The 23630-nt window shown below is 56.4% G+C and carries 15 protein-coding genes; 8 read left to right on the top strand and 7 right to left on the bottom strand.

Annotated elements, in window-relative coordinates:
- Positions 1-192: 192 nt before the first annotated feature.
- On the bottom strand, positions 193-1716 hold the full coding sequence (locus tag AC01ZF_RS06850) for an ATP-binding cassette domain-containing protein (RefSeq protein WP_424676091.1): 1524 nt from the start codon (positions 1714-1716) through the stop codon (positions 193-195).
- A 102-nt stretch (positions 1717-1818) separates the two neighbouring features.
- Positions 1819-2991 (bottom strand): sugar ABC transporter substrate-binding protein, encoded by a 1173-nt coding sequence (locus tag AC01ZF_RS06845; protein WP_424676092.1) that lies wholly within the window; start codon positions 2989-2991, stop codon positions 1819-1821.
- A 306-nt stretch (positions 2992-3297) separates the two neighbouring features.
- Here AC01ZF_RS06845 and AC01ZF_RS06840 point away from each other — a divergent pair, with 306 nt between their 5' ends.
- On the top strand, positions 3298-6051 hold the full coding sequence (locus AC01ZF_RS06840; protein WP_476575228.1) for a winged helix-turn-helix domain-containing protein: 2754 nt from the start codon (positions 3298-3300) through the stop codon (positions 6049-6051).
- A 4-nt stretch (positions 6052-6055) separates the two neighbouring features.
- Here AC01ZF_RS06840 and AC01ZF_RS06835 read toward each other — a convergent pair whose 3' ends face one another.
- Positions 6056-7108: a homoserine dehydrogenase gene (locus AC01ZF_RS06835; RefSeq protein WP_424676094.1), complete on the bottom strand. Its 1053-nt coding sequence runs from the start codon at positions 7106-7108 to the stop codon at positions 6056-6058.
- Positions 7109-7228: 120 nt separating this feature from the next.
- Between AC01ZF_RS06835 and AC01ZF_RS06830 the strand changes: the two genes are divergently transcribed.
- The 4 genes from AC01ZF_RS06830 to AC01ZF_RS06815 all read left to right on the top strand — a co-directional run bounded on the left by AC01ZF_RS06830 (position 7229) and on the right by AC01ZF_RS06815 (position 12504).
- The gene (locus tag AC01ZF_RS06830) at positions 7229-7978 is read left to right on the top strand and encodes a cyclic di-GMP-binding domain-containing protein, MshE-related (protein ID WP_424676095.1); all 750 of its coding nucleotides are present in this window, start codon (positions 7229-7231) and stop codon (positions 7976-7978) included.
- A gap of 98 nt (positions 7979-8076) precedes the next feature.
- Positions 8077-10134 carry a DUF6541 family protein gene (locus AC01ZF_RS06825; RefSeq protein ID WP_428112944.1) on the top strand — a complete coding sequence of 686 codons (2058 nt, stop codon included), beginning with the start codon at positions 8077-8079 and terminating at the stop codon, positions 10132-10134.
- Positions 10119-11294: a glycosyltransferase gene (locus tag AC01ZF_RS06820; RefSeq protein WP_424676097.1), complete on the top strand. Its 1176-nt coding sequence runs from the start codon at positions 10119-10121 to the stop codon at positions 11292-11294. Before AC01ZF_RS06825 ends, AC01ZF_RS06820 begins: the two co-directional genes overlap by 16 nt.
- Position 11295: 1 nt before the next feature.
- On the top strand, positions 11296-12504 hold the full coding sequence (locus AC01ZF_RS06815) for a glycosyltransferase family 4 protein (protein ID WP_424676098.1): 1209 nt from the start codon (positions 11296-11298) through the stop codon (positions 12502-12504).
- On the opposite strand, the gene AC01ZF_RS06810 is transcribed toward AC01ZF_RS06815, so the two are convergent.
- Positions 12488-14017 carry a LuxR C-terminal-related transcriptional regulator gene (locus AC01ZF_RS06810; protein WP_424676099.1) on the bottom strand — a complete coding sequence of 510 codons (1530 nt, stop codon included), beginning with the start codon at positions 14015-14017 and terminating at the stop codon, positions 12488-12490. The genes AC01ZF_RS06815 and AC01ZF_RS06810 overlap by 17 nt on opposite strands.
- Positions 14018-14205: 188 nt before the next feature.
- Between AC01ZF_RS06810 and AC01ZF_RS06805 the strand changes: the two genes are divergently transcribed.
- Entirely contained in the window at positions 14206-16482 is a 2277-nt protein-coding gene (locus tag AC01ZF_RS06805; protein ID WP_428112946.1) for a hypothetical protein, read from the top strand.
- A complete protein-coding gene (locus AC01ZF_RS06800; RefSeq protein WP_476575227.1) occupies positions 16479-17396 on the top strand; it encodes a hypothetical protein in 918 nt (305 codons plus the stop codon). Before AC01ZF_RS06805 ends, AC01ZF_RS06800 begins: the two co-directional genes overlap by 4 nt.
- An 88-nt stretch (positions 17397-17484) precedes the next feature.
- On the opposite strand, the gene AC01ZF_RS06795 is transcribed toward AC01ZF_RS06800, so the two are convergent.
- The 3 genes from AC01ZF_RS06795 to AC01ZF_RS06785 are packed head-to-tail and all read right to left on the bottom strand — an operon-like array spanning position 17485 to position 21055.
- Complete coding sequence (locus tag AC01ZF_RS06795) at positions 17485-19545, bottom strand: hypothetical protein (protein WP_424676102.1); 2061 nt, start codon at positions 19543-19545, stop codon at positions 17485-17487.
- Positions 19542-19859, bottom strand: a complete 318-nt coding sequence (locus AC01ZF_RS06790; protein ID WP_424676103.1) for a hypothetical protein — start codon at positions 19857-19859, stop codon at positions 19542-19544. The genes AC01ZF_RS06795 and AC01ZF_RS06790 overlap by 4 nt, the downstream gene beginning before the upstream one ends.
- A gap of 35 nt (positions 19860-19894) precedes the next feature.
- A complete protein-coding gene (locus AC01ZF_RS06785) occupies positions 19895-21055 on the bottom strand; it encodes an aminotransferase class I/II-fold pyridoxal phosphate-dependent enzyme (RefSeq protein WP_424676104.1) in 1161 nt (386 codons plus the stop codon).
- A 98-nt stretch (positions 21056-21153) separates the two neighbouring features.
- Between AC01ZF_RS06785 and AC01ZF_RS06780 the strand changes: the two genes are divergently transcribed.
- Positions 21154-23589, top strand: a complete 2436-nt coding sequence (locus tag AC01ZF_RS06780; RefSeq protein WP_428112949.1) for a hypothetical protein — start codon at positions 21154-21156, stop codon at positions 23587-23589.
- Positions 23590-23630: the final 41 nt, after the last annotated feature.

The raw sequence follows: 23630 nt of genomic DNA, 5'->3' as shown, positions 1-23630 counted from the left end.
CTGCGCTCACCCTGACCCCTGCTGTCATTTCGAGGGCGCACCAGCGCCCGAGAAATCTTAACGTGCGGCAGATTGCTCGCTCCGCTCGCAATGACAGATGGCATTGCACCCGCCCTGACAGCCTCCGTTCGGTAATCATTTGCTAAACACCAGTGTGCCGACTATGAGCGGCGCACGGTGCGCTTCGTAACATTAGTAATCTACTGCCAACGCCATAATCTTCTCTTGGGTCGCCTCGACAATCGGCAGCTCACCTTTGATACGCCCACCGGACACGACGTAGACGCGATCACTCATTCCCAACACTTCGGGCAATTCCGACGAGATCATCAGAATGCTCATCCCTTCGCTCACCAGTTGGTTCATCAACTGATAAATCTCGTATTTCGCCCCGACATCAATACCACGGGTCGGTTCATCGAGGATCAGAAGATCGGGTCGAACAAACAGCCATTTACCGAGACATACTTTCTGTTGATTGCCACCACTCAAATTCGCTACTTGCTGCTCAATGGTTGGTGTTTTGATATTGAGCGATTTGCGATAGTTTTCGGCGATCTGAATCTCGGCATTGCGGTCGATCACGCCATTAGTTGCCAATGCCCGCAAGTTGGCCAGCGTGATATTCTGACGCACATCCTGGATCAACACGAGACCTTTCGCCTTCCGATCCTCTGAGACATACGCCATCCCGGCGGCAATTGCTTCACGCGGGTGGTGGAACAGCCGTTTGCGCCCCTTGAGCCACAATTCGCCACTTAAGCGGTAGCCCGGCGCATTCCCAAAGATACTGAGCGCGAGTTCGGTCCGACCGGCACCCATTAGCCCGGCTAAACCAACGATCTCACCTTTACGCACCTGTATATTGACATCACGGAGTAGATAGCGACCGACGTCAGGTGAGAAGACCGACCAATTGCGCAGTTCCAGCACCACCTCGTGACCAGGCTGATGGGTACGCGGGGGGTAGATGTTGGTAATTTCACGACCAACCATATTGCGAATTAAGGTCTGCTCGTTCACCTCACCTTTGTGGGCATCGAGTGTGCAGACCGTCTTCCCATCGCGTAGCACCGTCACCGTATCCGCGACCGATAACACCTCTTTCAATTTGTGCGAAATGAGAATACAGGTCACGCCGTTATCGCGCAATTCACGTAACAGATTCAATAAATTCTCACTATCATCTTCGTTGAGCGCAGCGGTTGGCTCATCGAGGATCAGAATCTTGACTTCCCGGCTTAGTGCTTTCGCAATTTCGACCAGTTGCTGCTTTCCTACACCGAGATCGCGGATTTTTGCTGCCGGATTCACATTGAGGCGGACTTTACGCAACATTCCATCGGCACGGCGGATGGTTTCGTTCCAGTCAATGATCCCGTTGCGACTAATTTCGTGGCCGAGAAAGATATTTTCGTAGACGGTTAATTCCGGTACCAGAGCCAATTCTTGATAGATGATACCAATCCCTACCCGTTCGCTATCAGCAATGCCGGTAAAGCGTTGAGGTTGACCGTTGATCAGAATTTCACCGCTGTAAGTACCATACGGATAAACACCGCTAAGTACCTTCATGAGAGTGGATTTACCGGCGCCATTCTCCCCGACGAGACAGTGGATTTCGCCGCGCTTGACACTAAACGTCACGTTGTCAAGCGCACGTACACCGGGGAACTCTTTGGTGATGTGGCGCATTTCGAGAATAGGGGTTTCCATACACGCACCGCTTCAGTGGATGAACCGCTGATATTGGGGAAAGGGTGGCGGCCCGAGACGGATGAGACCGCACGACCCCTTCCTTATTACATCACGACAGCCTTACGGGAGATTAGTGAAATCGCTGGCACTATAATAACCGGAGTCAATAAGAGCGGCGCGCACGTTGTCACGGGTGACGGTCACCACCGGCGATTGAATGGCCGGCACGTCCTTCTTGCCGTTGTTGTAGGAGCCACGCGCCTCAGGCTGCTTGTTTTCAAGCAGGGCCACAGCAGCACTGATCGCATCTTTGACCAGCGTGCGCACGTCTTTGAAGACGGTCATTGACTGGCGACCATCGATGATGTACTGCACTGAAGCCTTCTCGGCATCTTGGCCGGTGACGAAGTATTTGGTTACGTCCTTGTCGGCGGCGAAGGCATCGGCAATCGCACGCGCAGTACCGTCATTAGGTGCGAGAATGTAGACTGTACCTTTATCGGCGGCGGTTGCAGCGGTCAGATTAGCCTCGGCAAGGTTCTTGGCGGTGTTGAAGTCCCAGTTGGTCGTAATTTGACCGATGATCTTCGCCATCTCGTCGCGGGTGAGGTCGAGCTTGTTCTGGAGTGCAACTGCCTCGCTCGAGTTCTTGATCACGAAGGTACCATCGGCGATCTTGGGCTGGAGCACCTTCCATGCTCCCTCGAAGAAGAGGAAGGCATTGTTATCAGAGGCTGCACCGGCGTACAGGTAGAGCGGGTTGCCGCTGCCACTCGCGTTATCGACCAGATACTGGGCCTGCTGGGCGCCCACGGCAATGCTGTCGAAGGTAACGTAATAGTCAACAGCATCGGTCTCACGAATGAGACGGTCGTAGGAAATAACCTTAACACCGGCAGCCTTAGCCGCTTCGGCAGCCGCCGCCGCAGCCGTACCATCGTGCGGGCAGATGATCAGTACCTTGATGCCTTTGGCAATCAGGGCCTCAACATTCTCTTTTTCTTTGGCCGATGAGCCTTGGCTGAACAGGATTTCAACCTGATAGCCGGCCTGTTGCAGCGCTTCGCGGAAGCGGGTCTCGTCTTGAATCCAGCGGGGTTCATCTTTAGTGGGAAGGACGATCCCAACCGCAAGCTGCTGGCTGCTGCCACCGGTGCTACTACCGGTACTGCCACCACTACTGCTGCCACCACTACTGCTGCCACCGGTACTGCCACCACCACATGCGCTCACCATGAACGCAAATACCGTCATCAACGACAGAACGAACCACAGAATTTTCTTCGACGACATGACAGAGTCCTCCTTGAACATAAACCAACGTCACTGTTGCGGATATACCTGGACGCCAAATACCTTTGTTGCCGGGTACACCTCCATGTGTGCGAAGTAATCGGTCTGATCCTGATATATGCATTGAAGCACAGTGACGCCGGCTTGCCCATACCGACAACCCTGAATGCGCATAGGGTGTTCCTCCTAGAGCATCATTAGGGAGATTCCCCTAAATCGACGATCTGGGTTTGTTCAGCCGGCTAACACCATATTAGGCGTGGTACACTAGATACATCACCCTAGAAAGCAAGACGGAGTTGGGGTATGATGCCGTTGGTACGCACCAAACTGCAACCACCGGAAGCAAGTCCGTCGCTGTTAGCCCGTCCTCGCCTGTACGAACGGTTGCGGTACGCCTTACACAGTCGGGTTGTTCTGATCACCGCACCGGACGGTTACGGCAAAACCTCGCTGCTCACCGTATGGATCGGTGAGTCCCGCAAGGAATGGCCGCAGATTGCGTGGTTGACCCTCGATGCCGCCGATAATGATCTACGCCGGTTGTTCGTGTATTTGGTGGAAGCATTACCTCACTTGCCACCGACGCGACGGGCACAGCTTCAAGCGTGGCGCGAAACCGAAGTTGGTCTGGATGCGGAACAGTGGTGCACCGAGTTGCTGAACGATCTCGCCGAAATAGGCGATGCAACGATCATTGTTTTCGACGACTATCACACGATCACCGATAACCAGATCCATCACGCAATAACTTTTCTCGTCGAACATCTCCCCCAACGCTGCCGATTGATCATCGCCACTCGTAGTGATCCACCGTTGCCACTTGCACGCTGGCGAGCACGAGGGCAGTTAGCCGAACTGCGCAGTTTTGATCTGGCCTTTACCCCTGAAGAAGCGGCGGCGTTTTTGCTTGAAGAAATGGAGTTGCCCCTCGAACGGGAACACATTGTTGCGCTGCTGGAGAGTACCGAGGGCTGGCCGGCCGGTCTTCATTTAGCGGCGCTGGCTTTACGCCATCATTCGCACCAAGGTAAACCGGTTGATACCATTATTTCCGGTAATCGTTACTTGGTTGATTACCTGATCGAAGATGTCTTTAACCAACAACCATCCCACATCCAACAATTTTTGTTGCAAACGTCGATCCTTGACCGGCTGTGCGGACCGTTGTGTGATACGGTGATCAGCATCAATGAAAGAGGAAGTAATGAACAGAGCCACAGTTCGTACAGCCAGTTGATCTTGGCCGAACTTGAACGCAACAACCTGTTTCTCTTCCCGCTCGATACTGAGCGTAATTGGTACCGTTATCATCATCTCTTCGCCGATGTGCTGCGTGAACGGCTCGAAACCGGGAGTAGCCCAGACCACATCGCCCTACTTCACCAGCGGACCAGCGCATGGTTTGCTGCCCATGGTATATTGCCGCTTGCCATCAACCATGCCTTACGCGCACAGGCGTTTGATGACGTAGTCGCAATGATTGAACCGATTGGCTTGGCGGTGGTGTCACAGGTGGGTGAAACCACGCTGCGCCGCTGGTTGCTGCAAATCCCCGATACGGCCTTCGAGCAACATCCGCGTTTAGCCCTGTTACGTGCATGGCTGGCGACTACCGACTATCAGATGGAAGATGCCGCGTATTGGATCGCCGTGGCTGAGCGAGCATTGGCCAGGGTCGCGAGTGGAACTGCGACGCCGTTTGGGCCAATTGCGAATCTGCGCGGCGAATTGAGCGCAGTGCACGTCCGACTGGCTGTATTACGCGGTGATAACGACCAGGTGCTGCAAGAGGGGCGACAAGCGTTGGCATGGTTGCAAACCGATAATCAAGCCCTACGGATGCGAATTGCTAAAGATTTGGGATATACATACTTCGCTCAAGGCGATCTGGTGCGTGCCGAGCAAGCGTTTAGTGAGGCAATTGTCAATGGATTCAATGCCGGCTTGCCTTATATCTCGGCGATGGCTACCAGCGATGATGCGTATACGAAAACGCTGCGCGGTTCGATCGGCACTGCTATTCAGACGTGTCGCGAGACCATTAACCACATGCTGCAACGCAACCGCGATCGCGCATCACCCGGTATCGGGTTGCCTTTTCTGGCGATTGCCGACCTGCACGGTGTGCGTCATGAGTTTGCCGGAGCATTGCCGGCATTGGCCGAAGCCGAGAGTTCGATCAAGCCGGGGAACACAACGAGCTATTTGTGTCTGTTGATCGTGACGGCACGGATCAATCGGGCACGAGGCGATGTGGCCGGTGCATTACGTGTTGTGCGGCAGGCCCGCTTTCTGGCCCGTCAACGTAAGATTGATTGGGTGCTAGCGGTGTTGAACGGTTTCGAGGCTCAATTGGCACTAGAACAGGGTGATCTCGTGACCGCCGAGCATCTGCTCGAAGCACAACTGCACCCGCCGGTTGAGTTTCGGATGATACCGATCGCCGCTTTCTACGCGCGCGAACATATTACCCGCGCCCAGTACGAATGGCGATTGGCGCGGGCCCACGCTGCCAGCAATAGCACTGAACTCTATGCCCTGGCCGCAGCATTGGCCGCGCCGATGCAAGGTGAGATCTGGCAAATGCTAGCTCCGCTTGATGCCTCTCTGCTGCGCGGGCTGGCCCTCCTTGCTGTCGGTGAAGATGTGACCGACATAATCTTGACCGCACTTGATTTGGCGACGGTTGAACGAATCGTTACACCGTTTGTGCAAGCCGGTGCATCGCTCCGCATGATATTGCACCAACTGAGTGCGCGCCAACGCTTACCCGCCTACGGTGAATACATCCTTTCCCGCTTAGACCAAGATGAACCTTTGCCGGTGAGTATGCCGATAACACCGGCACCGTCAACCCTACCCGAACCACTGAGCCAGCGTGAGATCGAGGTCTTACGCCTGATGGCCGAGGGCCGCAGCAATCATGAGATTGCGGCAAGTTTGGTGATCGCGGTGAGTACGGTGAAATCGCATATCAACAATATCTTTAACAAACTAGGGGTCGCCTCACGCACGCAAGCGGTGGCACGTGGGCGACGGTTGGGGTTGATTCCGTAACGACCTAGCGCCACATAATCTCGATCACATCACGTAACATCGCTTGACACGTGCCCAAAGGCCCGTCTTCAAGACTGCTGATCGTTGAACGACCGGCGGTATCGGTATATATCACAAATCCCATCTCACCCTGCGCTAAGCGGGCGAGTGGATGTTCGCGACCAAGGACGGTTGGGGCAACGGACATGGCGTAACGACCATCGGGCTGACGCTCGGCCAGCGCTACTAACGACACCCGACCACCGGCGCCCCAAGCTGCTGCCAGCTCTGCCATCGTCACCTCACGAATCCCGCGCACCGTTACATCGGCTAGGGTTGTTGGCTGCCTGAGCACCGCGTTGGCAAAGATCACCAGCTTGTTGGCAGCATCCCAGCCATCAACGTCAAGTGCTGGGTCCGGTTCGACGATCCCCTGTCGTTGGGCTTCGGCCAGAGCGCCGGCAAAATCGGCGCCGGCGGCCATCTGTTCGAGGATAACTTGCGTGGTGCTGTTTACAACCAACTCGGCCCGTTCAATCTGCGCACCGGCCAGATCACGGCGACCGAAGTTGATGGTTGGTAGCGCGCCACCTACGGCGCCGGAGAAGCGTAGCGCCGGACGCGGACTGCGCGGTGAAAGATCATCGGCCCAATCGCTCAGGGCTGCCAATTCGGCAAAGGCGAGTACCAACGGTCCCTTACTGGCAAGCACTGCCGGCTTCCCACGACGTAACGCGGCCCGCACGATATCGAGCGCAGGCTGACCGTCGCGGAGGTTCGTAGGTGTAGCTTCTAGTAACAGATCATACGCAGCCGTTGCAGCGAGCGCAACCACATCCAGATCGGGACGAAAGGCTGATAATGTGCGTACCCCTAATCCCTGCCGTTTCGCCGCAACAACCGCCGATAGATCAAGCCCGGCCGGATCGAGGGCTACCCCCGTAGAGTCGGCTGCTCCTACGATGCGCAGGGTAAAACCGTATCGGTGCAATAACCGATCAGGATCACGAGCTAGCAACTCAAGCAGGGTTCGCCCAATGTTACCCAAACCGGTAACGATGGTGTTTACGATAACCATAACAACTCCTAGGCAACAGTACGGTAGGCGTGTATAATATAAAGCTATATTCTATCTGTTCTAGCGGTGAGGTACTTCACATCATAACGAAGTTCCATTACTCTTCTAAGGTCGCCTGTCATGAAACAGTGCCCGGTTCCATGCCCATTTGTCGCTGCCCATAATAGCGATCTCGTGATGATCCGTCAGCATTTGATCGAAGGCTATCAATGTCGCGATGCATGGCTGGCACTGAGCAAACTCGTGCAGAATCCACGGCAGCGCAAAGATTGTCTTGAACGCGCTGCGGTCCTCGATCCAGACAACGAAGAACTCGTTATTGCCTATTTGGAATCGCGACTCGCCCTGGATCCGTCTGACGCATTTGCCCAACAACGCTTGAACGAAATCCACACCAAACGCTTGCTGAGCGATGTAAAAACGTCTTATTTCCACGAACAGCCCAAACCACGACTGATCGGCGATATTTTGGTCTCGATTGGTGCGATTAGTGAAGCTGAACTACACGAAGCGTTGACTGAGCAACGACGGACAAGTTTGCTGAAATCCGATCGACGGCTGGGCCAGTTACTTTTGAAGCGCGGATTAATCACTCCGGCAAAGCTGGCCAAGGCCTTGATCATCCAACAACAAGAGCGCAGTCGAGCACGCACTGCACCGCAGGTGTTGGGTGAGTATCTCGTTGAGAAAGGTTACATTACCGCAGCCCAATTGGAAGATGTGTTGGCCGAGCAGATTAGGCTTGATATGCAAGGCAAACGGTTAAGTATCGGTCAACTCCTCGTGCGGATGAACCTGATGTCGAAAGAAAAAGTTGATCAGGCTGCCCGCGAATACGAGCGGCTCTTCTGGTCACAGTTTAATGCGTAAATCGAGCGTTGCACCGTGTTGATCGACGAACACGTAGGCGTGCTACAATAAGCGGGCTTGCATAGTGTGTTGACGTTGATCATCGAACACGGTTGGTCATGATTGCCGGCAAACTCACTTCCTCGCGCACAACGATCTGGCTGGCAGCGATTTGGCTGGCGGCAATGATTAGCATAGCCGTACCGGGATTGCTTTGGTGGCTGCCGTGGTCATTCTTCCGCACTCCATTAGTTGTGATCAGCGGCGGGATGCTGTTTACCCTACCGGGGTTAGCCCTCTTACGTTGGCTCCACCCTAGCCCGTTGCCCTGGTTTGAACGCCTGGCATACGCGGCAAGTCTGAGTTGCACGGTCCTTCCTCTCATCCTCCTGTTCAGTGAACCTATCGGCTGGCGCTGGAATGGACTGTCTGCCTGGTTGGTTATCGGTGGCTGTGCAGTACTGGCCTTGTGGCCGCAGACATCGGCGATACGCCGAATCGCTCCTGCTTCAGGCAATTGGCGACAAGCTGCTCTACCAATTCAACCACGCCACCACTTGATCGGATGGGTGTTGATCTTGCTAACCGGTGCAGCCTGTGCGGTACGCTTGTTTCTTGTGCGTGATGTGCCGCTGGGGTTTTACGGTGATTCGTATCATCATACGGTGATCACCCAGCTCCTTATCGACCACGGTGGCCTGTTCCGATCATGGGAACCTTATGCTCCTGCCGTCACCTTCACCTATCACTATGCGTTTCACACGATAGGTGCTTGGTGGCATTGGCTCGCCGGTATCCCGGCAACCCAAGCAGTGATCTGGGTAGGGCAGGTGATGAACGGCTTGTCAGTACCGTTGATGTATTTGTTGACTGCACAACTTACCAATTCGCGTCTGACCGGTGTATGGGCTGCGGTGATCGTGGGCTTTGTGAGTGTGTATCCGGCTTATTACGTCAATTGGGGACGCTACACGCAGTTAGCCGGACAGACGGTCTTGCCGGCGGCAGGGATAGCGTGGATGACGTTGATCGACAGCGCTTTGCAGCCGCAACGGTCATGGCGTTCCCTGGTCAGGCCGCTGGTGCTGGTCATCATCGCCAGTGCTGGCTTGGTGGTCAGTCACTACCGGGTCGCGATCCTTGCGATCTGCCTGCTGGTAGCCTACACGGTAACGGTGCTCGTGACGGCTTGGCCAATCGAACGTCGAGCATTGATCCGCTTCCTGACGGTAGGAGCCATCGGTGCTATCGGCACACTGCTGCTGGCATTGCCTTGGCTATGGCGAGTACGAGAGGGGCAGATCACGCGACTGACTACGAACCTCGTCCTCAACAATAGTGAAGCCAGTAATCCTTTTTCACTCGAAACCGTCGGGGCAGCATTTCAGCATGGTCTCTTCCCTTTGGCCGCGTTGGGCTTGGGTAGTCTGCTCTGGCGACGGCAGCTCGGTGGGATCGTGCTCGCGCTCTGGGCCTATTTAGCATGGATGGTCGCGAACCCGCAATTGATCGGCCTGAACGGGCAGGGTTTGATCTCCACCTTTACCGTCTTGATCGGGGCCTACCTGGTGATTGCACCGGCTGCCGGTGCGGGTATCGTGGCGCTGTTCAGGCTAATCGCACGCCTGATGATCACCCTGCCTCGTCACGCTGCAACTGCACTCGTTGCCATCCACTTGGGGAGTGGTATCCTCGTTGTCGGGTGGGGATCGTATTTTCAGGCGACGATCCTCGATCCGGCCTACCAACTTGCTACCCCTGCCGATCTGAAAGCCGCAGCATGGATTCGTGATCATCTCCCACCAGATGCAGCGATTTTCGTCAACGGGTTTGCAGCCTACGGCGGCTATGTTTACGCCGGTAACGATGGAGGCTGGTGGTTGACCTTTCTGACCGGACGGCGAACGAATCTGTTGCCGATGGCCGTCGGCTTTGAGGCAACCAACCCGCCGAATCTGTTGCAGATCATCCGTGAACAGCATCAAGCGATACAACAATACCCAATTGGTAGTGCAGAAGCGGCAGCAGCACTGCGTTCACTTGGTTTTGCGTATCTGTACAATGGCCCGGCGGCTAATCCGCCTGACGAATATCTCGATCCGGCGCAAATTGACGCCACACCGTTGTATGAGCTTATCTACCGCCAAGACGGCGTGAGTATTTGGAGAATTCGCTAGTGCGTCTTGCAGTTGTTGGTCCGACGTACCCTTTTCGTGGTGGGATTGCGCAGTATACGACGTTGCTGGTACGCTATTTGCGTGCAGCCGGTCACACCACATTCTTCTATTCCTTTACTCGTCAGTATCCGGCATGGCTCTTCCCTGGCCGGAGTGACCGTGATCCAAGCTCGAACCCGTTGCGTGTGGAGTGTGAGTACATTCTCGATCCAATAAACCCGCTCACGTGGTGGCGGTTAGTGCGGCGCGTGCGGGTCGATCGGCCCGATCTGCTGTTGCTGCAATGGTGGGTTCCTTATTGGACACCGAGCCTCACGGTGATTTCCAGTCTGCTCAAACGCCCACCACCCACGAACATTGCTATCATTTGCCACAACGTCTTACCCCATGATGGTGGTGGCGTCATTGACCGTCGTTTGACATCCACCGTCTTGCGGCGTGCCGACGCGCTCATTGTCCATAGCGATCCCGATTACTATCGGGCACGAGCATTGGCACCGGATGTCCGGATCGTCAAGGCCTTCCTTCCAACATACGAGCCGATCTTGACCGAGACACCGACGGCAACCATCGCACACTTGCGCACACAATGGGGCATCCCCGAGCAACGACGAGTATTGCTCTTTTTTGGCTTTGTGCGACCATACAAAGGTCTTGAATATTTAATCCAAGCACTGGCCAAAGTATGTCAACATCTTGATGTCCATTTGGTAGTCGTTGGGGAGATTTGGGGATCGTTAGCCTATTATCAGCGCTATGCCGCAGAGTTTGATGTTGCGCAGTATATTACCTTCGTGAATCGCTACGTGGTAAATGAAGAGATTCCTGCGATCTTCGCCACGGCTGATGTAGTAGTTTTACCTTATATTTCCGCAACTCAGAGCGCTGTCGTGCAGTTAGCGTTCGGTGCGAGCAAACCGGTCATCACTACCCATGTCGGTGGGTTGCCTGAGGTTGTGCAAGATGAGGTAAACGGCTTGATCGTGCCACCGCAAGATGCCAATGCGCTGGCTGGGGCGATTATTCGCTATTTCCAAGAGGATTTAGGGCCGCGCTTTACGGCGAATCTACAAACAGCGGCTGCCGAACGAGCCGAGTCGTGGCCGCGGTTGGTTCAGATTATCGCCAATCTCGCGCGTGAGTTGCAGGGAACAACCTAGCATGCGGATCGTGTTTCTCCTCCCAATGGGTATTGACCGACCGTCGGGCCGGCGGTATTTCAATATCGCGCGCGGTCTGGTTCGGCGTGGGTGGCACGTGCGTCTGTTGGCCCTGCATCCCGATTTCGCTACCTGCCATCAACGTCGCTTCGTCGCCGATGGGGTCGAGGTCTGGTATGTGGGCCAGATGCATGCCCGCAAAACTGGCAACACCACGGTGCGTTTCAGCCCGCTCGCCTTGCTGTGGGTGGTGATCCGTTCAACGTTAGGTCTGATCTGGGGAGTACTCTGTTCGCCGGCAGATTACTACCATCTGGGCAAACCGCAACCGATTAATGGCATGGCGGCAATCATTGCGGTATGCCTGTTGCGCCGAAAATCCTTTTTTGTTGATTGTGACGACGATGAAGTGACTGCCAATCGTGTAACTGCCGGTTGGCAACGGGCGATGTTTGCCTTCTGGCAATGGCTCCTACCACGCCTGGCTGTTGGCATCACCGTCAATACGCACTATCTCGCCGCCCAACTGGGACAACCCGGCAAACCATGCGTTATCGTTCCCAACGGGGTAGCCATCGCGCAATTCACCGTGCCACCGGACTCAATCCGCACAGCTCTTGCGCACGCGCTGGGCCTTGACGAAGGACCGGTCATCGCTTACGTTGGTACGGTTGCCCTGCACAACCATCCCGTTGATCTGTTGATTGCGGCATTCACGCAGGTCGTAACGCAACATCCAACCGCACGTCTCCTCATCATCGGTGGCGGTGAGGATTTGGCTGCCGTGCAAGCGAATGTTGCGCGCCAACCGTGGCACGACCGCGTCATATTCACCGGATACGTACCACACACAACGGTGCGCGGGTTACTTGCCCTCGCCGATCTGAGTGTTGATCCGGTCTACGATGACGCCGTCGCCCGCGCACGTTCACCACTCAAGCTGATCGAGAGTTTGGCATTAGGTGTACCGGTCATCACCGGTGATGTCGGTGATCGGGCTGAGATGCTTGACTTCGGTGCTGCGGGGATAGTAGTGCGACCCGGTGATGCACAAGCGCTGGCCACAGCCATCAATGAATTGCTTGCCGACCCAGTACGGCGCATGGCGATGGCGTCAGCAGCAGTCGCACAGGCCCGACGATATGACTGGGATCGGTTAGCCGAGCAGTGGATCAGGGTCTACCATTCTCATCCTACTGACCGGGAATGAAGATGACGTACAAGGCGCGATACTCGCTCAATGTACCTTGTGCATGGCTATCGCCCACGAAATAGACGTTTTGACCGAGCAAGACGGCATCGGGAAATACTTGCGCGTCTGCCGGCAACGACACCTTACTCCATGCATCGGCAGCGATGTCATATGAGAGACTTTCGCGGCGTTCGCTATCGAAGACTAACAAGGCGTTAGAGAGACCAATCACTGCCGGGCGAGCGATCGCCTGCGGCAACGGGGCAATGACCATCCAACGCCGACTCGGACTGTTCGGTGGTTCGAGCCATGCACTCTCGCGCAATGGGCCGTTGCTCCCCTCACCACCGATCAGGTACAGTCGCCCATCGGCAATGGTTACACCGGCGTATTGCCGTGGCTGTGGTAACGACGGCCCCGTCTCCCAACGGTCGAGTACCGGATCGTAGATAAAGACTTCAGCCCGAATCGTCGTGCCATCCCAACCGCCAATGAGGTACAATTGACCTTCCCACGCAACCAGGGCGTAGCGGCTCCGCGGTGCGGGTAAGGGCGCACCGCTGTACCAACGCTGTTCGCGCGGATCGTAGATCTCGAGCCGGTCACTGACCGTCCCGTTCTCGTCTTCACCACCGGGTACAAAGATTTGACCACGGAGGGTGATGGCGCGGGCATAGCTCACTGCGGTTGGCTTGTCGGTGAGAGTTACCCAACGATTGGTATCGGGATCGTAGCGATCGACGGTGGCGACAACGGTATTGTTGCGTATGCCACCAATAACATAGAGTCGTCGCTCGAGATCGTAACCGGCAAGCGCAAAATGATCGCGTGGCTCGTCGAGTGGCTGGCGAATAAACCAACGTTGAGTGGAATCGATAAGAACGGACGTGGTCGAAACGACGGGTACCGGTGGATTAGCCGCTAAGCGCGTATTCACGAAAAATGTGATGCTAGCTATGACGATCACGACCACTAATCCAATCGGCCAAAACCACCTGTGCATAGCCTGAGATTGTGGTTGAGTAGATGCGGTCAATTCAGGCGCCGGTAGAGGGATTGGAACCGGCTCGGCACGCACAGGCGACGCCTCGGTCACCGATGGTTTGGTGATGAGCGGTTCAGGTTCAGCAGTGGTCGGAGCAGAGACCGGCTCGGTCGTGACTGGCTCTGCTCCTTCGGCACACACGGACGACACCTCGGTCGCCGATGGTTTGGTGATGAGCGGTTCAGGTTCGGCAGCGATCGGTGCAGAGACCGGCTCGGTAGTGACCGGCTCCTCTCCAGTAGCCAATGTCTCATCGTTGATCACGGTTCCTGTCTCGCCAACGGTTACAATCCCATTCCGAATAGCATACACTGTGGCCTCAGTCCGCGACTCAACGCCGATCTTGGCAAAGATATTCCGCAGATGCACCTTGACCGTATTGACACTAATATTTAAGGCAACTGCGATCTGCTGATTGGTAGCACCGGTAGCGACGAGGCGCAAGATTTCACGCTCTCGTTCGCTGATAGGGCTTTCGTTCGTCATAATCTTGCACGCTACTTCGGTTGACATTTTGCGTTGATCATAGCACATACTTGATGTATCGGCGTGACCAAACGCCCGATGGAGAGAATATTGAGCACAACTGTGGGCAAAGCATTACGCTGACAGCAGGCAAAAACTTCTCGTATAATTAGGTATTGCCACTCTTAACGTGCAAGGTTCATTCTGGTATGATTGTACGACGGTCGCGTTTTGCTCTGCTGCTGTACTGCTTAACCGTCTTGTTGGTCGTACAGATCGGTGTGCCCGCACAAACCTTAGCCCAAGCCCAAATTGAGTTGGAAGTATTCACCCCGTTTGGCGGTCAATACGTGGTTGGCGAATGGCTACCCATCCGCGCGACGCTACGTAATCAAGGCCCTACGGTGACGGTCACGTTAACCGCTTCACTCATCGATGAGCCGACACAGTATGTACGCACATTCCGTATCGCCGCCGATACCGAGCAGGTCGTCTGGCTGTATGTGTTTATTGCCCGACCGCTGCGCGCAATTACCGTTATTCTTTCCACCAATACCGGAGTTGTCGCCCAACAAGACATCTTGCTCCTCTTGCGACCGGTCGAACGGATGCGGGCTGTGATCGGGCCTTCACCGGTGAATAGCGATCTATTTGCTACCGATAGTTTGACCGTCGACGATCTGCCCGATCATCCACTTGGCTTGAGTACTCTGAGCGTATTAGCGCTGTTTGCATTGAGCGAGCCACTGACGGCAAGTCAACAAAGTGCTTTGCTAGTATGGGTTGCCAACGGCGGTCACCTCATCGTTGGCGGTGGGGTGAGCGCCGTGGATCTGCTGGCTGCATTGCCACCTGCGTTACAAGCTGCTCAGATCGAAGGTGTAACGGTCATTGACAACCAACCAATCGCCGAGTACGGCAAGCTGGAGCTAACAACACGGTTGATCGGCTTGAAGTTGGCGCCGGTAGTCGGTGCGCAAGCAATCGGTGATCCCAACGCACCGCCATGGATCGAATATCCGATAGGGCGTGGGCGTGTTACTCAATTGGCCTTCGCTCCCGAACAATTGGCCGATTGGCCCGGTCGTGAACTATTTTGGAGTACGTTAGCGCAACCGACTTTGTTGCTACCAACCGCTCTTGGCACGACTGCGCAGATTGCTACCGTCCAGGAACAACGTCTTCTGCCGGTGCTGAGCGAGCTACCGACGCTTGACCTGCCAGCCTTCGCTCAAGCGCTGACCGCGCTGACGTGGTACGCTTTAGCACTTACCGGCATACTCATGATCGGTTGGTGGCGACGAAAGGTGGTACCGGCAGCCGTCTTGGCATTATTTGCTATGATAAGCAGCACCGTAGGCGTGTGGTGGGCGATTGCAAATGCCTCCCCTACGCACGCCGCCATCCGTTTGACGTGGATCGAAGTTCTCGATCCAGCACAAGCTCAAGCCCAGACGGCAATCGTGATGCTGTCGGCAATGCCCCGCATAGAGAACATCGAGTTTGCCTACCCAACCATGATTCGCCCGCTCTCAGGAGTGGCGAGTCACCTCGAAGGGATGAATGGGAGCGAAAGGGACCTGCCGCAATTGACCACACAGATGGCGGTCAAGCTCAAACCATGGCAAGCCCAAGGGTTATGGGCAACTGCGTTGTTGCCGGCGCCGGCGATACGGGCGATATTTACTGTCGATCAGGGTCGGCTACGGGTTGATGTGCAAAACGATAGCCCGTATACCCTGCGCGACACCTATTTCGTCTACGGTGATCATCTGCTCTTCTTCGGCACCCTGCGCCCCGGTGCGCGTTCGGTCGCGCGCTGGCCACTCGGTCTCCCGATAACGAGTACCGGTGATTCACTTGGGCAATTGATCATACAAGACTTGCAGAATAACGGTTTGCTTACCGGTCCAAATGTCGAACAGATTACTCGTATCCGTGGCTCCCTTATCGATGCGATCATCGCGACGCTCCCAAATCGGTTCGATCCGGGGCCGTTTATGTTGGCATGGCTCAATCGTGATCCGTTGGCCGGAGAAAAGTTCACGGTTGAGCTCAGCGAGACGCTGTTGGTGCTACGTCCACCCATTAGCGGTCAAGGCGAGCTTAATCTTCCCGCCGGTTGGTTGCGTCTTGATGTAACCGATCCAACGACGAAACGCTGTCTCAACGATCGAGGAATACAACTGAGCGGCAGCACAGCCGATCTCCACCTACGCCTCCCACCGGCACTCTCCTCACTACAGGCTACAAGCATTCAAGTGCGTCTTGAGTCGTCGGGCTCCTTGGATAATATCACTATTCAAGTCTACAATTGGGTCACCGACGAATGGAATAGCATTCCGTTGACCAATCCGGCCAACTTCACCATCCCGACGGCCAACCCATATTTGCGAGCCGGTGAAGTGCGGCTTCGGATCAACGGCAACCTCGATCGGCTTGGGTGTGTGGTTGCCGCCGGTGGGGTTCAGGGAGAAATACCATGAGCGTCATCTTGCGCGAAGAATGGCACTACCTGATCCGGCGACGACGCATCGCGGTGCTGATCGTTAGCACAATGCTGGCAATGATCGCAGCCACACAGCTAATCGCCCAACAGTCGGGGTTCACCAACATCATTGTTGCAACACCGCAGGCTATTCCCCTTCCTCATGCGCAAATTGGTCGGTTATTTGCGACGAGTCTCTGTCTGGCGTTACAAGGTTGGGTGATAGTCACAACCCCACTGGTAGCCGCGAGTACGTCACCACCGACCGGCCTGCAACCCGCGTTACCGCCTGCCCGTTTGTTTGCCCGTTTGCTGGCTGTGTGGGGAGGTATGCTCCTGGTCGTGCTGATCACACTACCCTTCTTTAGCATCTTACCGTTGTTTGGGAGCCTTAGCTGGCCTGAAATTGGCTGGGCCTTTGCCGTGATCCTCACAAGCGGCTTGCTTAGCGGTGCTTATAGTCTCGGTTGGATAGCCTTAGTCCAGCAAACGCCGCCAGCCTTGGTGGCAATCTATAGTTCACTGCTCGTATGGGTCGGAGCAGCGACGCTGATCATCACCAACAATCCCGTTCCTAACCCTACCCTCATCTCACTAGTCGCGTTCAATCCCTTCGCTATGATTATTGCACCACTCGCACCGGCCTTCCCACCCGATGGACCGATCGCTGCCGATTTGCAAAATGTACTGCGCTTGACCCACGGCCCGGTTGATCCGAGCATCCCTCTCTACCGACTCTACCTGGCCGGCAGTGGTATGCTCGTTTTCATCGTTGTTGCCGGAGCTAGTTGGTTGGCCCGTCCGCGACCACGCCGCTGGCAACGGTTTGATACGGTGCTGAGCGTGATGTTGATACTCTATGTCATGGTACTGGTTGGATGGCGTGATTGGTGGTGGATAATCGGACAATAATGGGGTCCAGCTCAGTACGGTAACGACTTGGGCTGCGTTCGTGATGGTCTAACGTCACCGGCGCTGTTGTAGTCGATCCTGACCTGATCTACGGTGCTCGCACCTGATAAATCACAACACCACCCTGTGTGTATACCGGCTCATAACCCAGGCCGGCAATCTGTGCCGGAGTTAGTGGGCCGGCCGGAGAGGTGTAGATGTAGTCGATCTGAGCATCGGTGATCAGTTGAACCAGATCAATCGGTTGACCGTTGCCAATCGCAATCACTTGCTGGCTGAGCTGACGTGCTATGCGCAAGGCGGTTGGGTCGCCGTAGGTGATCAGAACCGGCGGCGTACTTGTCCACCGTCCGGTGAGAGGTGTAATCCACCAACCACCATCGTTGCCGCGCTCGATGGTCGGTAGCCAGGGTGCTGCGTTGATGAGAAAGCGTGCATCTGTAGGAGTATGTTCATCGATCCACCGCATAGCAACGCGGTCGTCGGTAGTAGCCAACACGGTGATCGGATTCACGATGTTACGTTGCTGCTGCGCACCCCACAGGGCAATCCCGATCAAAGCACAAACACCACCGATCTGCAACCAGCGTCGGGACGGCCAGATCAATGCGACCCCTCCGCCGATCAGGCTGCTGAGGGGTAAAAAAAGACTGATCGCAGCAATGTCAACCGGGAGTAGCCAGAGAAAGGGCAGATGTACCGTCGCCGGGTTGATCGCCAACAAGAGCAGCCCCATCCCAGCCCAACGCCAACGACGCTGCACAATACCGACGATCAAGACAATCACACCTACCGATGGCAACACAAAGCTGATCAGCCACGGATTGGTCAGCACCACCAGACCACCTACCCACAACGTGAGGATGGTAGTCGCCCGTTGCCGCCGAGCAACGCCGAGCAGTGCGCCGAGCAACGCCAACGCGACCAACCACTCGTTCGGGCCAATCCACATTAAGTCGTAGCTGAGTCGCGCATACGAACCACCGGTGGTTAAACTCTGCTCGCCGACTGCTGCCGGTAATAAGACGCGCCGGAGGATTAACCACCACCACGGTGCTGCTAGGAGCGCAACACCAACCCCGACCAGCCCGACGAGACCCGTGTAGATGCTGATGGTGCGTCGTGACTGACGAATGCCCCACACGAGACTCTCTGCGGCAATCAGTGCCCCGCCGAACACAAAGACTCGCATATGCACGAGACTGAGACCGATTGCCGTGAGGATGATCAGAGCCAGCCAGCCGATCCGCTCCCGTCTGTCGCCGGCACGCAGCCAATGGTGCCAACTGATTGCCAAGCCGACCAACAACAACAACCCGCTTAGTTGGGTATAACGACCCCATGATACGTAGTAAGCCGGCATCCACGAAATGCAGCCAACGATAACGGCAGCTACACTCGCGGCCACCGGTCGTCGCCAATACAGCAAGGCCAACGCTGCCGCCGTTACACTCTGCAACCAGTTGAGGAACTGGCCACTCCAAAGCATTACATCGGGTAATTCACCACCGCTAAGCTGCCACGCTGCGGCTATCAACACGTGGTACCCCCAGTGATACGGCATGTCAACTACTGGCAAGTAGGGGGTTAACGTCCACGGCACTCGCCCTGTCTCGGCTGCAACCCGGATCATCAAGGCGTGATGAACCGAGTCGACCCACGGTGGAAAAGCGAGATCGGCGATCTGCACAGCGCGCAACCCGGCGGTGATAACGAGTATCGTAAGTAACAACCACGTCGCAGCTGATGGGCGATCGTGTACGGCTGCGAGATCATGCCAAGCGGCAACGCCGGTGCTTATCGCTAACAGGAATGCGCCTCCGCTCAGCAGAGCGGGCGTCACCGCTCCACCGATGGCGGTTGTCCATAGGTAAACTAGCGGTAGGATGCTCAAACCGATCCCAACCCAGAGCGCAATCCGTAGCAACCAATGCGGACGCGCACCGGGAAGATAGCGTTCGAGCAGGTAACCCGGCGCAATGAGCCAGAAGGTCGTCGCCAACACAACCCGTCCGGTCGGCGTCAAAGCAACGAGCAAGCCGATGGCCAAACCACTGAGCAGCCAACGCCGACCGGTACTTAGTCGGCCGGTAGTCAGTTGCCCACCGCCTACCGTCGTCGAGACCGGTTGGAATTCGCTCCCATTCACTGGACTAGCCAGAAGATCAGCGCTACCACCACTACGGCAATCAGGAACAGGAGGCTGAGCAATTTGACTTGTTCAATGGAACGACGCCGGGCCAGTAAAGGCCGCGCTTCTGGTGCATACGGCACGTTGGGTAACTCGCTGAGAAAAATCGCGCCTAGCGCTGTCGGATTGGTAAACAGGGTTTTGAAAAAGACGGTGATCAAGTCACGCGCCGTGATCAACGGCGGTGCCCAATACGCCTCTTCTGGTGTCAGCGGTCGCCCGGTCAACGAGCAGCGGAGTTCGGTGGTTGTTTCATGGTTGTGCGATGCCATCGTGTACCTCGCTTGCTGCCGATTCTGTTCGTCCATTAGCCAATCCGTCGAACAAAGCGCTCGATCCGTTCGAGCGCCTCTTCAATTTTATTCAGTGCCGTCGCATAACACGCCCGCACATAGCCGGCTCCACTCGGTCCAAACGCATCACCCGGCACGACGGCCACTTGCTCACGCTGGAGCAATTGCTCACAAAACGCTTCGCTACTAAGCCCAAGATGGCTCACCTGCGGAAAAGCGTAAAACGCCCCCTGCGGTTCAAACGTGGGTAAACCGATGCTGTTTAACCCGGCCACAATCACGTTGCGCCGGCGGTTGTACTCACACACCATCTCCTGTACCGCTTCTTCGCCATGCAAAATGGCTTCCAAACCGGCGTACTGACTCATGGTCGGGGCCGACATAATGGCATACTGATGGAATTTACGCACCGCGCCGGTGATCGCTGCCGGAGCGGCCAGCCAACCCAACCGCCAACCGGTCATGGCGTATGCCTTCGAGAAGCCACCGAGCAGTACTGTGCGTTCGCGCATGCCGGGCAATGATGCAAAACAGGTATGCTCGACACCGTACACCAACCGATCATAAATCTCGTCAGAGATGACGATCAGGTCGTGGCGTTCGGCGACCGCAGCTACCTCTAACAAACGCGCGCGACTCAGTACGGCACCGGTCGGGTTGTTGGGATAGCCGATCAAGATCGCTTTCGTGCGTGGCGTCACCGCCGCTTCCAGCGCCGCACCGGTCACTTGAAAGCCGTCGGTAACGTTGGTCGGGACATAGACCACCCGCGCATCGGCGAAGGTCACACATGCCGGATACGCCACAAAACACGGTTCTGGCATCAGCACTTCGTCGCCAGGATCGAGTAAGGCTAGCGCTGCCCCAAGCATCGCTTCGCTGACGCCAACGGTGATTAGTAGTTCGGTTTCAGGATCGTACTGGACGCCATACCGACGGTTGAGGTGTTCAGCCAGCGCAACGCGCAGTTCGCGGAGACCGGAGTTGGAGGTGTAGGCTGTGGTACGATCAATTGACGCTTGTCCGGCCGCACGAATGCTTGCCGGCGTGATAAAATCAGGCTCGCCGACCCCGAGTGAGATCACGTCGGGCATGGTGGCGGCAATATCGAAAAAGCGACGGATGCCCGAGGGGGGAACGGCACGAATGCGATGCGCAATTCGCTGTTTGGTCATAGGAACTCTCCTTCACGCTGTCGCAGAGAGTGGATAGGTGATTGACAGCGTGTTAGCGGCTTAGCCGAGCACCGTTGCTCGGTGAGTTCTATCTTACCATGGGACATGCAGGATTACGTTGGCTTGATCGAATATTGTTGAGCGTCCTAGCCGGTCTGGTGACTCTCTACATCTGGTACGCCGCCGAGCACGTTCGTCTGTTGCTTTCGTTTCCCTTCCCACTCGATTACGGCGAAGGGCCGTTACTGGCGCAGGTTCGTCATTTGACCGATAGATACGATCTCCATCAGTTGTACGCCGATCCATCGCGCGCTCCGTTTTTGATCGTCAATTACCCGCCACTCTTTTTACTGCTAAGTGCCGGCCTAACCGTCCTGATCGGTATGCCATTAGTTGCCGGACGATTAATCGCGCTCGCCGCTGCAATCGCAGCGACTGCGGCGTTGGCCGCACTCATCGGGCGGCGCGGGGCATGGCTGGCCTTGCTCTGGTTGGCTGTACCGGTGGTGCGCGAGTGGATGCCACTTATGCGGGTTGATCTGCTAGGAGTCGCGCTAGGGCTGTGGGCAGTGTGGGTAGCCGATAACGATCGCCTGCCTCCAGTCTGGCGGGGAGCGTTGGCCGGTGGGTTGGCGGTTGGTTGTCTCTTGACCAAGCCCTCACTGATCGCCGGGCCGCTGGCCGCCGCTACGATCTTCCTCGCCGAATGGATCCGGCTCCGTCCCCAACCCGAACCACATGCCCGTTATGCACTACTGACGTTTCTTGCGACTGCAACACTGGCCGGTGGTGGCATCGTAGCAGCTCTCGCCTGGGCTACCCAAGGTTGGTTCCTGATCCACGTGATAGCCGCCAACGCAAACCGCTGGGAAGCAGACTTAGCCCTCGGCTTCTGGCGGCAGCAACTGACGCTGCGTTGGCCTCTCGCCATCGCCGCCCTGCTCGGTGGAGCTATTGTGTGGCGCACCGAACGACGGAAGATGCTCCTCCCGGCCCTCACCTACACATTGGCCGGCACCCTCGGCGCCATTGGCGTAGGGAAGGTCGGTGCGTATGCCAACTACTTCTTCGAGTGGTACGCCGGCCTGATTTGGCTGTGCGGTTTGGGATGGAGCACGCTCACCGCTGTGAACCAACGCCGGTCCGTTCGGTCACTTGCAATGAGCAGCCTGCTGATCCTCAGTCTGCTCTACTATCCGCCGTTGTGGGACGCCAACCGGCTGCGTCCGGCAGGGTTGATCGAGCCTAGCCCACCCCGCTTGGCCTTTGGTCAGTATGGGTTGTGGGCCGACGTCCGGCGTGAAGCCGATGTATTGGCGGCATTGACGCGCACCGGTATGGCGTTAGCGCGCGAAGCACGCACCGCCGGGCCGGTCATCTTCACCGATGTGCCCGGTCTCGCCAGTGGGGCCGGTGTCACTGCACGCATTCCTGTCTTCGAGTTTCGCCAATTACTCGATCAAGGCTTAGCCGATCAGACCACGCTGTTGCAAGAATTAGCGAATGGCAAACCACCGTTGATCTTGCTCGATTACCTCGGTAACTGGTTGACGCCAGAGATGATCACGATTATACAGCACCGGTATGCCCAAGACGGTTCGTTGGGACTGATCGACCGCTACCGGTCGGTCGCCACCGGACCGGCCCAACCGCCGTTGCAGCCGGTGGCGGCAGGCGGAGTGCAACTGGCCGGGGTGCAACTGGCTCCACCGCTCGGTGTCGCCTATGAACCGGGCCAACTCCTCACACTCAGCTTGCAATGGCAGCGGATCGATCAGTACCCGGCAGACGACCTGACGGTCGTGGTACGGGTGCTCTTTGCCGGCAATCGCGTCGCTGCCCACAGCGAGCTACCCTTGCTCTACGGCGCGCTGCCACCAGCGCGCTGGTCAACGACGGCTCCCATCGAGCACATGCAGCCGATTGCGTTGCCGCTCGAATTATTGCCCGGCACGTATCAACTAGCCGTCGGCCTGCGCGACAGCAATGGTCATGACCTCATCGCGCCGCAGCCGGTTGCTACGATTGCTATTGAGGCGCAAGGCGGCAGTTTCTTCACCGAAACCGGCTACTTTGTGCCGGCAGCCTTTATGCGGGCGTGGGCCGAGCTTGGGGCGGTTGAACGGGTCGGCTGGCCTCTTATGCCGGCAGTGCCATTTACGTGGGGATGGCTGCAATGCTTCGAGCGGGTGTGTCTCGAAGCACGTGATAGTACCATCTCCATACGCTCATTGGGCAGAGAACTTTATCTCGCCGAAACGATGCGTAGCGCACAGTGTTTCACCGGAACACCGGCCACAACGATCTGTCCGGGATTTACCAACTATAGCGAACAAATAGCCGACCTCGGCCAACCGCTCAGCGGTGAACTGTTTCGCAACGGTTGGATCGTGCAGTGGACGGAATATGCCCGCCTCGAACGCAATACTGATGGCACTGTCTTTGGCCTGGGCCGGCTCGGTGATGAGACGCTACACTTGCCACCGGGGGTGCGCTACCGCTGGCCGGGGAGCACGATAGCCGAACGCAGGTAGGAAGGTGCGGTTCAACCATCAACCACGACAAGCCCCTAGCC

The sequence above is a fragment of the Chloroflexus sp. genome (genome assembly GCF_056331925.1).
The sequence above is the reverse complement of the archived record's forward strand: the minus strand, read 5'-3'. Positions and strand labels throughout refer to the sequence as shown.

Coding starts and splice junctions, on each gene's coding strand:
- AC01ZF_RS06810 (WP_424676099.1), bottom strand. CDS start 14,017: ATGACGAACGAAAGCCCTATCAGCGAACGAGAGCGTGAAATCTTGCGC.
- AC01ZF_RS06845 (WP_424676092.1), bottom strand. CDS start 2,991: ATGTCGTCGAAGAAAATTCTGTGGTTCGTTCTGTCGTTGATGACGGTA.
- AC01ZF_RS06790 (WP_424676103.1), bottom strand. CDS start 19,859: ATGGCATCGCACAACCATGAAACAACCACCGAACTCCGCTGCTCGTTG.
- AC01ZF_RS06825 (WP_428112944.1), top strand. CDS start 8,077: ATGATTGCCGGCAAACTCACTTCCTCGCGCACAACGATCTGGCTGGCA.
- AC01ZF_RS06805 (WP_428112946.1), top strand. CDS start 14,206: ATGATTGTACGACGGTCGCGTTTTGCTCTGCTGCTGTACTGCTTAACC.
- AC01ZF_RS06850 (WP_424676091.1), bottom strand. CDS start 1,716: ATGGAAACCCCTATTCTCGAAATGCGCCACATCACCAAAGAGTTCCCC.
- AC01ZF_RS06800 (WP_476575227.1), top strand. CDS start 16,479: ATGAGCGTCATCTTGCGCGAAGAATGGCACTACCTGATCCGGCGACGA.
- AC01ZF_RS06830 (WP_424676095.1), top strand. CDS start 7,229: ATGAAACAGTGCCCGGTTCCATGCCCATTTGTCGCTGCCCATAATAGC.
- AC01ZF_RS06785 (WP_424676104.1), bottom strand. CDS start 21,055: ATGACCAAACAGCGAATTGCGCATCGCATTCGTGCCGTTCCCCCCTCG.
- AC01ZF_RS06835 (WP_424676094.1), bottom strand. CDS start 7,108: ATGGTTATCGTAAACACCATCGTTACCGGTTTGGGTAACATTGGGCGA.
- AC01ZF_RS06840 (WP_476575228.1), top strand. CDS start 3,298: ATGATGCCGTTGGTACGCACCAAACTGCAACCACCGGAAGCAAGTCCG.
- AC01ZF_RS06780 (WP_428112949.1), top strand. CDS start 21,154: ATGGGACATGCAGGATTACGTTGGCTTGATCGAATATTGTTGAGCGTC.
- AC01ZF_RS06815 (WP_424676098.1), top strand. CDS start 11,296: ATGCGGATCGTGTTTCTCCTCCCAATGGGTATTGACCGACCGTCGGGC.